Raw genomic sequence first — 12338 nt, 5'->3', positions numbered from 1 at the left:
TCCTCCACTGTCAAGGTGAAGACTTCTTAAAAAAGACTCCATATGTACATATCCATCACGTTTCAACCATTCGGTTCTAATCGCCGAAAATGAAACTCTGTTGCTATTCTTGAAGCCAAGTAGATCTTATACTTGGCAATTTCATAATCAACTAGGCTGCTGTTCCTGATGCTTTCTTCTTGCGCATGAAATAAAACGCAGCAGCGCCACCGCCAGCAAGAATGACTAAAGCAATTTCCATGATCCCGAAACCACCGCCGTGACTACCATGACCACCGCCCTTGCCAACATTCAAGGGAATTTTGACGACTGTCTTAACATTCCCGGCATCGTCCTTTCTTTCCAATTGAATGGCATACGAACCTTTTTCCTGAATGTTGGCTGCCACTACAATAATTCCAGAACCATGTTCTTGAGCAGGCATATAAACAATACCATGCTCATCTGCAGCGCCGTGCCCAGCATGTTCATCGTGATTCATCCCTTCATGTCCTTCATGATTGGCTTCTGTTCCGGCGTTTTTCTGCCCAGCCGCAGCATCCGGTTTAGCGCCATGCCCCTCATGGCCATCTTTTACCAGACGAACAGCCAATAGCATCTGACGAGCCTCTTGAGGCAATTCGACCGTCAAATTGACTTTACCAGTATTGGGCAAATTTTCACAAAATGAATGCATTGGAGGAATTCCACCTTCAGGCACTTCATAAGCGCTGAATGTTACTGGAAATTCGCCGCTTTTAATGGTACAGCCACCGGCATCATGATGCCCTTCGTGCGCGAGCATGAGCTGCGCGTATGACGGCAACGCCAGCATTGATGCTAGAACAGCACTACCTAATTTTGTTACCCAACCACTTTTAGAAACGACCTTCATATATTCTCCAAATTGATGATCTGTATGCAGATTGACTTAAATAATAGTGTACGCCCAGAAATATTGTCTGAGCATTTAGCTCGGGGATTGTATAACAAAAAATTCAGAATATTAATCGAAATGACAATTTTTGCTGTTCAGCTCAAGATAACCGTTCATCCACCAACTCTACCCAGTGTTTGACGGAGAGCAAAGTGCCGCTTTGCAGATGCATCAAACAACCAATGTTTGCAGTGGCAATCTGATCAGGTTGGCCGGATTCCAATGCCGTTATTTTGTTCTTCAGCAATTGTTGTGAAAGCTGCGGCTGCAGAATGGAATAAGTGCCTGCCGAACCGCAGCAAAGATGCGTATTGGGAACATGTGTCAGATCAAAACCAACAGTCGTAAGAATTTTTTCAACGACTCCCCGAATCTGCATACCATGCTGCAAAGTACAGGGAGAATGAAACGACAGTTTCCTTCGCTCGATTCGAGTATTCTGTCGATCCACCCGCTGTTGGATATCTGCAAGTTCAGCATACAGTATTTCACTCACATCCTTGGCTAGCGCAGAAATGCGCGCCGCCTTCCCGGCGTATTTCTCGTCATGTTGCAATAGATGCCCATAGTCCTTGACGGTCACGCCGCACCCACTTGCGGTTACCACGATTGCTTCCGCTTTATGTTGTTCGATGAAAGGCCACCATGCGTCAATATTGCGGCGCATATAATCAAGCCCCTCCTGCTGCGCATTCAGATGAAACGTCACAGCTCCGCAGCATCCCGCTTTCTCGGCCTTGATCAGTGAAATCCCCAGTTTATCCAACACCCGGGCAGTAGCGGCATTGATATTGGGCGCCAATGTGGGCTGGACACACCCATCAAGCACGAGCATCGCGCGGGCATGGCACGCCAAGGGCCATTCACCAGCGCTTTCGGGTTGAGCGGGTATGGCTTTCTTCAGACTACCGGGAGCCAGCCATCGGCCCATGCGCCCTATCTTGAGCAAACCGTTAAAAATGAATTTATTCGGCAGGATCTTGCGCAATGAATAACGCAAAACTTCGGCTTTAAGCGTGCGTTTCACCTGCTTCTCGACAATTCCGCGACTAATATCCACCAATGCGCCATAGCGTACGCCGGATGGGCATGTGGTTTCACACGCCCGGCAAGTCAAGCAACGATCCAGATGCAGTTGTGTCTTGCGGGTGACCGGTTGTCCTTCCAACATCTGCTTCATCAGATAAATCCGTCCGCGCGGACTGTCCAGTTCGTCTCCCAGAATCTGATATGTCGGGCAGGTCGCCAAGCAAAAACCACAATGCACACAACTGCGTAGAATGGCGTCGGCCTCTTTCCCTTCGGGGGAATTCTTTATGAAATCAGCAAGTTTTGTTTGCATTTATAAGTCTGAATAAAGCCGTCCGGGATTGAGAATTCTCTCCGGATCAAATTTTTCCTTTAACGAATGATGAATTTTCATCATATTCGAAGCTAATGGATGAAACGCAGGGGCCGATGCTCCACCGCTGCGAAACAGCGTAGCGTGTCCATGAGCGTGTTCTGCTGCGGCGCGAATCATGCTGACATTTTCAGCAGAGTCGCTGACCAACCAGCGCAACCCCCCATTCCACTCGATCATCTGCTTTCCGGTCAAACGCACAGGAGGCATGGTTGATTGAATCGATAATCGCCACATCGGATAAGCCGATTGAAAAAAATCATGGGTATGATCTCGAATCGAACGCCAAAATGCGTCGCCATCTTGTTCTTCATCTCCGCCCAATGTTTGCCATGCCGCCCGAATAGCCGATTCAGCGCCAGAGAGCCTCACAAATAGTTCATCACCCACGTGACAGGTAGCAGAGATCGGTAGCGGTTTGCCCGCCCACTCATTCATTCTTTTGATAGCCGTCACGTCATCCATCGCCATCTTTAGCGTCACTTCATGTATGGGTCTTGGTAACACTTTCACCGAAATCTCAAGCAATATCCCTAAAGTCCCCAGCGACCCTACCATTAATCGGGCAACATCATACCCAGCGACATTTTTCATCACTCGGCCGCCAAAACTCAGATCCCGCCCTTTGCCATCCAGCATTCGCACACCCAGCACAAAGTCACGCACCGCACCCGAAGCCGCGCGGCGAGGTCCGGATAAACCAGCGGCCACGCATCCCCCCAATGTTGCGGTCGGACCAAAATACGGGGGTTCAAAGGCCAGCATCTGGCCATGCTGTTCAAGCACGGATTCCAATTCCACCAATGGCGTACCGGCACGCGCCGTCATGACCAGTTCAGTAGGTTCATAATCGACAATACCGTGATAACCCGTCATATCGAGTACCTTACTGCCGTCATGCACTGCATTACCATAGAAGCGTTTGGTGCCGCTTCCACAGATATGAAGAGGAATTCGAGTGTCAAGCGCGGTATGAATAGCCTCAACATAGTGATCAATCATTGCGGGCATGCCATCAGAAACGGGGTAATTCAGCAAACTTTTGTTGACCTTGGTGCACATGCATGGCGCCCAGCTCAGCACATCGATGTAAGCTGGGTACCGCTTTACCCGGGTTTAACAATTCTTTTGGATCGAAAGCGGATTTGATCGCATGAAACATCGCCAGTTCATCCGAGCGGAATTGGGTGCACATCTGATTGATCTTCTCCATACCCACACCATGCTCGCCGGTGATAGTGCCACCCGCATGAATGCACATTTCCAAAATTTTTCCCCCAAACTCTTCCGTTTTTTCCAATTCACCGGGTTGGTTGGCATCATACAAAATTAGTGGATGTAGATTGCCGTCGCCCGCATGAAAAACATTCATGCAGCGCAATCCATATTCGCGGGAAAGTTGTTCAATGCCTTGCAGAACTTGCGCCAATTGCTTGCGGGGGATCGTGCCATCCATACAGTAATAATCAGGAGAAACCCTGCCTGCCGCCGGAAATGCTGCTTTACGCCCGGCCCAGAAGCTCAGCCGTTCTGCTTCATTCTGCGAACTACGAATCTTGGTCGCCCCACTTTGCTGCATGATCGTGAAAATACGTTCAATTTCGTCAGCTACTTCACCAGTCCCACCATCGGATTCGCACAGCAAGATGGCTTCAGCTTCCAGGTCATAACCGGCATGCAAGAATTCTTCCACCGCATGAATCGTAATTTTATCCATCATTTCCATGCCGGCAGGAATAATGCCTGCGGCAATGACGTTAGCCACGGCATTGCCCGCTTTCTGCACGTCATCAAACGTCGCCATCACAAGTTGCGCTTTTTCGGGAATCGGAATCAGCTTTACGGTAATCTCGGTCACGATACCCAGCATTCCTTCGCTGCCCGTCATCAACGCCAACAGATCATAACCAGCACTATCCAGACTTTCACCGCCAATTTCCAGAACCTCACCCTCGATCGTCAGCACTCGCAATTTAAGAATATTATGCACCGTCAGACCGTACTTCAAACAGTGCACACCGCCAGAATTTTCCGCCACATTACCACCAACCGAGCAGGCTATTTGCGATGAAGGATCCGGCGCATAGTACAAACCATGAGAAGCCGCAGCCTCCGAAATTGCCAGATTTCTGACACCAGGCTGGACGCGCGCGGTACGCGCCAGCGGATCCACAGCGATGATTTGATTCAATTTGGCCAATGACAGCAATATTCCCTGAGCATGAGGCAAGGCGCCGCCGGACAAGCCCGTGCCAGCGCCACGCGCCACCACGGGCGTATTCGTGGCATAACACAGTTGCAGCACTTTGACGATGTGTTCTTCAGTGTGCGGCAACGCAACGATCATCGGCAACTGCCGGTAAGCCGATAATCCGTCGCATTCGTACGGCTTCAAATCTTCTGTTTCATGCAACACTGCTTCTGGAGGCAAAAAAGACCGTAGTTGAGTGATGAGTTCTTGGGGAGACATACTATTATTCCGAATGCTTCTGAATTTCGTGATGAGCTAAAATTTCCAATATTTTTACAATTGCTGAATTATCCCATGCAGCGCCTTCCTGCGCGAGACAAGCGGTATACAATTCGTGAACCGTAGCTGTATTGGGTAAACTTACCCCCAACGCCCCGGCACTCGCCAAAGCGATATTCAAATCCTTCTGCTGCAACTCGACGCGAAAACCCGGATTAAATTGCCGGTCTATCATTCGCCTTCCGTGCACTTCCAGCACACGCGACGCTGCGAAACCGCCCATCAGAGCTTGGCGTACCTTTTCCGGATTAACACCCGCTTTGGAAACGAACAATAACGCTTCCGCTACCGCTTCAATCGTTAATGACACAATGATTTGATTGGCAATTTTGCAGATCTGACCGGCCCCATTCTGACCGATCCGAGTAACATTCGCACCCATCAGTTCGAGGATAGGCTTCACTTTTCCAAATACTTCCGCTTCTGCGCCGACCATAATCGTCAACGATGCATTCTGCGCACCCACGTCACCGCCAGATACCGGCGCATCGACGTAATCATGGCCCTGCTCATTCAATCGAACCGCAAAATCTCGCGTCTTCAACGGTGAGATTGAACTCATGTCGATCACGATCTTGGAAATATTAGAATGGCACGCCAAACCTTCTGCAATGCCATTTTTTCCGAAAAGCACATGCTCCACATCGGCCGTATCGGGCAGCATCGTGATAATGATATCTGCCTGCTGCGCTACTTCCTTAGCGCTGGTACAAACCCTGCCACCCAATGCCACCAGGTCATCAGGCACGCCACTACGCGAATGCAAAAATAACGGATGTCCTCCTCTCATCAAATGAGCAGCCATGGGCTTTCCCATAATGCCCAGACCAATGAAACCAATATTTACCATAGGATATGCTGCTGAGTATTCAAGCCAAAAGGCTTCAATTACACCACATTCACTGCTTTTCTGGATAAAAATTTCTCTAACTCGCACCTTCACAACAGATGCATGAGACTGTAGATTAAACGTTCAGTATTTGCTTGATGTCAGTTCAAGATTCAGTTACAAAATTATTTAAGCTCATCATAACTTCGTATCGCCTTATTTGTCATAGGATTTCACCTATTATCCACAGTTTCTGTGGATAACTTTGTGAATAACCGTGCAATTTTATGGCTAACTAAACACGATGTAAGGCTTTTTCTTAAGTTGACTAATAATTCAACATTTAATCTAAGATTTATTTTTCATACAGTTACATAATGATTGGTGCTGGATTGAAGGATTACCTTGGGGCAAGATGGACAGCAGGCGTGAGCTGTGGATTATTTTGAATGTCAAGTGATAAATCACGAATGGCGTTGAAAGCCTCCGAAATCATTCCCTCTGGCTCGGGGATAGCAGTGACTTTAAGAAAATTCAGAACAAAGAAACGATTTATGGACTGGGAAAGTAAATTCGGAACACCTGCTTATGAAAAATAAATGAGCAGATTGAGCCTGACTTCATGAAGGTTCGGCGAGTACAGGCATTTTTCAGTACTCTCTTGATAATCATGGAACATTGCTGATCGGCAGATCAACAATGTTCACCTTTTGAGCTTATTAATATTTGCTGCCGGACACAGCCAAATTCCGCGATTGTTCCGCAGCAGCAATCTCAGCGCGTATTCTCGCCGTAGCTGCAACCGTAGCTTCCTTGTCGACCTGCGAGCGTGCAAATAGGGCTTCTCTCGCCATGGTTTCCACCGCTTCGCGCTCGGATGCAGCCTCCAGGGCTTCCGATTCAATTGCAATACGTTCTTGCATGGCCATCAGTGCGGCTGATTCGGTTCTGGCTTTTTCCAAAGCCAACATGGTCGCCGCTTTTTCTGCCTCCAATTGTGCCTTTGCCTTATTGGTTGCAATGATTTTTGCTTGTGCTCGGGTAATTGCCAAGCCGGTGATTTTTTGTTCAACCTCGAGACGCTCTGCAGTCGCCTGTTTAGCATCGATCATCGCTTTGGCGCGGATCTCCGCATCCTCCAATAATCCTTGTTCCAATTGAACCTTAGATTCTGCTTCTTGCACAGCAAGTATTTCCATCTGCGTCATCTCTTCCGCCGCAGTTCTCAACCGCATTTCTGTTTCCACTCTCTTTTTAGCTGCATCCTGGGCCTTTTTCTCAGCCTCTGATCGGGCATCTGCTTCCTTAATAGCATTCTGATCCGCTTTGATACGCTTCTGATATTCTTTGGTTACGATATCTTCCGCTTTTTTTCTCTCCGTAGCCGTTACTGTCGCCTCTTTCTCAGCCTGCAGAGCAGCTTCCGCCGCAGACAAAGCTTCTGCTTCGGCTTGCATGCGCCGATTGGCTTCTTCGAGCAGTTTCGATTCAACAATCAACCTCGCTTTAATTGAATCCGCCGCGGCATTTTCTTTTGCGATGGTCGACTCGGCCATTTCCATCGCAGCCTGTTCTGCCTCCATTTTCTCCTGCGCGGCAATCGTCGCCAGCATATCCATTTCTGCTCTTTTTTTCACTTGCTCGACTGCGGCTTCCTCAGCTTCAGCTTTCTCTATAGCAACTTGGACAGCAGCAATTTCTGCCTGCATTCTCTCTTCTTCAGCCAATCTTGCCTGTTCTTCAAGCGCCTGACGTCGCGACGCTTGCTCTAGCGCTTGCGCTTCGAGTCGAACACGCAATTGTGTCTCTTCAAGTATCTGTTTCTCCATTTCTTCGCGGGCTTTGGCTAGCGCGATGGTTTTCTGTGATTGCTCGATTTCTGCCTGGGCAATCAATACAGCGCTGGTCTCAGCTTCTATCGCAGCCAAAGCAAGCAAGTGCGACTCTTCGGCTATCTTGGCGCGATGCTGTGCAGCTTCAGCCGCTTCATGCTCCTTTAATGCTGCTGCATGAGCCTGATCCAATGCCGCCGCTTCTTCCTCAACACGCCTCTGCATTTTTTCCACAATAGACGCCTCTGCTTTGATCGTGGCTTCCATTAATGCATTCAATGACTTTTCGGCTTTGAGCTTTTCATCGGCCAGTTGCTTGGCCCGTATTTCATGTTCTTGCCGGAGTTGAGCTTCCTTGATAGCCATCGCTTCAGTTTTTGCTCTGATTCTCGCCTGCTCGGTAGCAATCGTTTCAGCTTCTATCCGCGCCTCTGCTGCAAGCCGTGAATTTGCTTCAGCCCGGGCTCTCGCTTCGGCAGCGACGCGTGCAATATTTTCCGCTTCAATTCGTTTCTGCGCCTCCTTGATGGCTCGGTCTTCCGCAGTCAAGCGCTCGCGGCACGCCGTTTCAAGCTGATGCTTAATGCCATGAATGAGGGATGCCTGTTGATCAGAATCCAGCATTGTCTCGGATGGCGGTTCACAGGTATGCACAGTGGGCTCCATATCGTCTGATATCTCCGATACTGAAATTTTATTAAGTGAACTGAATAAACGTGACTTGAATGTCATAATGATTAATCAAACAAAATAATTCATTGGGTATTTCATTGATCGGAACAATACTTTAGCAATTTTTGGATGAAACGCTTCCGTTGAAAAAGCAGGGAAATAATGCCTGTTTATCTATTAATGATCCCCCGTTTCTCTGCATTTCAAAAAACATTCATTTATCATGAACATATATTTAATCTGCGTAATACACATAGCTACGGCATATTCATCTTGCTGATGTTGAGAATGCCCATCATCAAATTCAAACCCTCATAGACAAGATGTTCAAAAATGGGCGCATAGAAAGGCATGCTAAGCGCCAGAACAAGGAGACCTATAGAAAGCGTAATCGGAAAGCCAACCGCAAAAATGTTCAATTGCGGTGCAGCACGAGTCAAGACACCCAGAGCCAGATTGGTGATAAGCAGCGCGGTTAATACCGGCAATGACAACTGCAGACCGGCTCTGAATATTTCTTGCCCCCAATTGGCGAGATTCGTGAATGTCGCTTGCGTAACCCCTTCAGTACTGACAGGTAGCGTGCTGAAACTCTGCGAAATCAAAGCTATCGTCATCAAATGGCCATCAATGGCCAAAAATGCCAAACTAGCGATTATTCCCAGGAAGCGACCGACAATATCGATCTGACCGGAATTCTGCGCGTCGAAGAAAATGGCAAAACCGAGCCCCATCTGCAAGCCGATCAGTTCTCCCGCCATTTCCACCGCAACAAACACGATACGCATGACGAATCCAATGGCGATGCCAATCAACAATTGCTGCAACAAGACAATCAGTCCCATGCCCGAGGATGGATCGATCTGTGGCAATGATTGCTCGACTGTGGGTGCCACCACTATCGTAATCATAATGGCCAGCCCGAGTTTCACACGCACAGGAATACTGGGGTTTCCAAGAATCGGAGCGGTAGCCACCAGCGCGAGAATTCTACTCAACGGCCAAAGGTACGTGGCCAGCAGGGTATAGAGTTCCGATGTGGTTATATTAAGCATGGGGCTGATCTAGGGGGGAGCATAAGGAAGTTTATGAGTCAGTGGCACGAATACCGGACACCCAGCCTGACTCAAATCGCTAAGTCAGCTAGCCAACCGCCAACCAGGGGATGCTCGAGAAAAGCCGCTGCATATAATCCGTCATGACATTAATCATCCACGGACCCGCCAATACAATGACCAAAAACATGATCAATAATTTGGGTATGAATGACAGCGTCATTTCATTGATTTGCGTTGCTGCCTGAAAAATGCTGACCAGCAATCCCGTAGCCAGCGCTGAAAGCAGCAACGGAGCGGATATCATGAAAGTAATCTCGAGTGCTTGTCTGCCTATCGTCATTGCGCTTTCAGGTGTCATAATTGATATCCTTTCAGGTATAGAAGCTTTGTGTCAATGAACCGATGATCAGATGCCAGCCATCGACCAACACAAAAAGCATTAATTTAAAGGGCAGCGAAATGATCATCGGCGACAGCATCATCATACCCATGGCCATCAATACACTGGATACCACCAGATCAATGATCAGGAATGGAATAAATATCACGAAGCCAATCTGGAAAGCGGTTTTAAGCTCGCTCGTGATATACGCTGGAACCAAAATTTTCAGAGGCACCTTATCCTGGCTTTCAATTTCTTCGTGACCGGATATCTGTACAAAAAGCGCCAGATCAGTCTCTCGAGTATGGTTCAGCATGAATGACTTCAGTGGAACGCTGGCTTTGTCAGCAGCTTCGAAGATTGTGATTTTATCTTCGGAAAATGGCACATATGCTTCGGTATACACCTTATCAATGACCGGCGCCATGATAAAGAACGTCAAAAACAGAGCCAATCCGAGCAATACCTGATTGGGCGGAGATGACTGCGTACCCAGCGCCAATCTGAGGAGCGACAGAACGATGATGATGCGTGTGAAACTCGACATCATCAGCACCACTGCCGGCAAGAAGGTCAACGACGTCAATAACAATAAAGTTTGCAAACCCAGCGTATACGTCGTGCTGCCATTCGCACTCGGGGAACTGGTGAATGCGGGAAATCCTGATTTCTGGGCGAACGCTGGTAAGACCATGAAACCCATCGATATTATTATCCCAATCAGCCAATGAGTTCTTTTGGCGCGAAGCTGCTCAAGACAGCGGCCAAGCCTTGACCGATTCGATTGTTTCGCAGTCCGTGCCATAGCGATCAGAAAGTTATCCATGATTTTTATGAATGCTGTGACTAAGTTGCTCAGAAAACTCTACCGCGGATGAAGCATCTTTGCCATTACCCGCCTCGTCATTTGTATTTACGCCAGTTTTGTCCAAGGTATGCAGCGTACTGACGCGGCCGGGCGCCACACCCAACACTAGCCAGGTATTGGCAATTTCCACCACCACGACTCGTTCTCTCTGCCCCACTGCAGTGGCTGCAATGACCTTGACGGCACCGGCAGTTCCTACCGGAATCAACGAAAAGCGCTTGAGAAGCCAACTAATGCCGCCGATCAGTGCAAGTACGAGTATCAAGCCGCCCAACATCTGCAAGGTGCTGTCCGGAGATATTATTGGCGCAGGCGGCGCATAACCCGACTTTCCCGTTTCAGCGAGCAAAGGGGAAGGAAACGTTGATCCCAGCAGTATCCAGAAGCGCCTCAACATAGCGATCAGCGATTGAGTTTGCGTATGCGTTCACTCGGCGTGATGATGTCGGTTAAGCGGATACCGAATTTATCGTTCACGACCACAACCTCACCCTGGGCAATCAAGCACCCATTGATCAACACATCCATCGGTTCACCGGCCATACCATCGAGTTCGACCACCGATCCTTGCGCCAATTGCAGCAAATTCTTGATGGCGATTTTGGTGCGCCCCAGTTCGACTGTCATCTGCACAGGAATATCCAGAATCAAATCAATATCCTGGCGCCCATTGTGCGTGACATGATCTCTCGAAAGTTCGTGAAAAACAGCGGCCGCCGCCGGTTGTGCACTTCGGGTCTCGCTGCTGCCATTGACTACATTGGTGGTATCCTGTTGTGTTGCTGCTGCTTGCTCTGCCATGGCAGCAGCCCAGTCATCCAGTTCGGTTTGCTCATTTGCTGTCGGCTCTGACATAGAGTTCTCCACTAAGTTATTCGGTTTCAGACAGGGAAATTACTTCATTGACCCGCAAGGCATAGCGTCCATTCATGGTGCCATAATGACACTCCATCACCGGGACACCATCCACATGCACGGCAACTGTTTTGGGAATATCGATCGGAATGATGTCACCTGCTTGCATGCTGAGAATCTGATCAAATGTGACTTTCGCATGCCCCAGATTGGCTACCAGCTCGACTTCGGCGCCCTGCACCTGCTGCGATAACGATTTGATCCAGCGTTTATCGACTTCCAGGTGATCGCCTTGCAACGTGCTGTTAAGCGTATCGCGGATCGGTTCGATCATTGAATAAGGAATGCATACATGCAGTTTCCCGCCTTTATTGCCCATGTCGAAATCAAATGCGGCAGTCACGATCACTTCATTGGGCGTTGCAATCGAAGCAAACTGAGGATTCATTTCGGACCTCACATACTCGAATTTGACCGGATGAACCGCTTGCCAGGCTTTTTCATAGCTCTCGAAAACCACATTCAATAGCCGCTGGATGATGCGCTGCTCTGTCTGGGTGAAATCTCGCCCTTCCACCCGCGTGTGATATCGGCCATCGCCGCCAAACATATTGTCAACGATCAGGAAAATCAGACTGGGATCAAAAACGAATAATGCAGTGCCTCGCAACGGCTTGATATGCACCATGTTCAGATTGGTTGGAACTACCAAGTTACGCACAAACTCACTGAACTTGATGACTTTGACAGGCTCCACAGAAATATCCACTGCACGGCGCATGAAATTGAACAAACCGATGCGTAAGTGCCGTGCAAATCGTTCATTGATGATTTCATAAGTGGGCATCCGTCCCCGAACGATACGTTCTTGGGTGCCAAGATTATAGGGACGGGTACCCCCTTGCTCTTCTTCTTGAGGCGCTTCCTCACTTTCGGTGGTAGCGCCCTTCAGAAGTGCATCAACTTCATCCTGTGAGAGAAAGTCTTCAGCCAT

Annotated in this window: 13 protein-coding genes; 1 reads left to right on the top strand and 12 read right to left on the bottom strand. The window is 48.7% G+C overall.

From position 1 onward, the window contains the following. Positions 1-151 precede the first annotated feature (151 nt). The 5 genes from ABF87_RS01570 to ABF87_RS01550 form a co-directional block, all read right to left on the bottom strand. Complete coding sequence (locus ABF87_RS01570; protein WP_160827356.1) at positions 152-874, bottom strand: hypothetical protein; 723 nt, start codon at positions 872-874, stop codon at positions 152-154. 142 nt (positions 875-1016) lie between these two features. Then, a complete protein-coding gene (glcF, locus tag ABF87_RS01565) occupies positions 1017-2258 on the bottom strand; it encodes a glycolate oxidase subunit GlcF (protein WP_160827355.1) in 1242 nt (413 codons plus the stop codon). Then, positions 2259-3320: a glycolate oxidase subunit GlcE gene (glcE, locus tag ABF87_RS01560; protein WP_240143460.1), complete on the bottom strand. Its 1062-nt coding sequence runs from the start codon at positions 3318-3320 to the stop codon at positions 2259-2261. It lies immediately after the preceding gene. 13 nt (positions 3321-3333) lie between these two features. Then, entirely contained in the window at positions 3334-4788 is a 1455-nt protein-coding gene (locus ABF87_RS01555) for an FAD-linked oxidase C-terminal domain-containing protein (protein WP_160827353.1), read from the bottom strand. Between the two features lie 4 nt (positions 4789-4792). Beyond that, positions 4793-5698 carry a 2-hydroxy-3-oxopropionate reductase gene (locus tag ABF87_RS01550; RefSeq protein WP_160827352.1) on the bottom strand — a complete coding sequence of 302 codons (906 nt, stop codon included), beginning with the start codon at positions 5696-5698 and terminating at the stop codon, positions 4793-4795. A 428-nt stretch (positions 5699-6126) separates the two neighbouring features. Between ABF87_RS01550 and ABF87_RS14725 the strand changes: the two genes are divergently transcribed. Continuing rightward, the gene (locus ABF87_RS14725) at positions 6127-6276 is read left to right on the top strand and encodes a hypothetical protein (RefSeq protein ID WP_205012643.1); all 150 of its coding nucleotides are present in this window, start codon (positions 6127-6129) and stop codon (positions 6274-6276) included. Positions 6277-6396: 120 nt separating this feature from the next. Here ABF87_RS14725 and ABF87_RS01545 read toward each other — a convergent pair whose 3' ends face one another. The 7 genes from ABF87_RS01545 to fliM all read right to left on the bottom strand — a co-directional run bounded on the left by ABF87_RS01545 (position 6397) and on the right by fliM (position 12338). After that, the gene (locus tag ABF87_RS01545; protein ID WP_240143459.1) at positions 6397-8175 is read right to left on the bottom strand and encodes a hypothetical protein; all 1779 of its coding nucleotides are present in this window, start codon (positions 8173-8175) and stop codon (positions 6397-6399) included. A gap of 263 nt (positions 8176-8438) precedes the next feature. Continuing rightward, the gene (fliR, locus tag ABF87_RS01540) at positions 8439-9236 is read right to left on the bottom strand and encodes a flagellar biosynthetic protein FliR (protein WP_160827350.1); all 798 of its coding nucleotides are present in this window, start codon (positions 9234-9236) and stop codon (positions 8439-8441) included. 88 nt (positions 9237-9324) lie between these two features. Then, complete coding sequence (gene fliQ, locus ABF87_RS01535) at positions 9325-9597, bottom strand: flagellar biosynthesis protein FliQ (protein ID WP_160827349.1); 273 nt, start codon at positions 9595-9597, stop codon at positions 9325-9327. 13 nt (positions 9598-9610) lie between these two features. Continuing rightward, a complete protein-coding gene (gene fliP, locus ABF87_RS01530; RefSeq protein ID WP_160827348.1) occupies positions 9611-10324 on the bottom strand; it encodes a flagellar type III secretion system pore protein FliP in 714 nt (237 codons plus the stop codon). 115 nt (positions 10325-10439) lie between these two features. After that, a complete protein-coding gene (gene fliO / locus ABF87_RS01525) occupies positions 10440-10886 on the bottom strand; it encodes a flagellar biosynthetic protein FliO (protein WP_160827347.1) in 447 nt (148 codons plus the stop codon). Between the two features lie 5 nt (positions 10887-10891). Continuing rightward, positions 10892-11344, bottom strand: coding sequence for a flagellar motor switch protein FliN (gene fliN, locus ABF87_RS01520; protein ID WP_160827346.1), 453 nt, complete (start codon positions 11342-11344; stop codon positions 10892-10894). A gap of 16 nt (positions 11345-11360) precedes the next feature. Further along, positions 11361-12338, bottom strand: coding sequence for a flagellar motor switch protein FliM (gene fliM, locus ABF87_RS01515; protein WP_160827345.1), 978 nt, complete (start codon positions 12336-12338; stop codon positions 11361-11363).

Origin of the sequence: Nitrosomonas sp. JL21 (assembly GCF_009833095.1) — a bacterium.
GTDB lineage: Bacteria > Pseudomonadota > Gammaproteobacteria > Burkholderiales > Nitrosomonadaceae > Nitrosomonas.
Note: the sequence above shows the minus strand (reverse complement) of the source record. Positions and strands in the feature narration are given on the sequence as shown.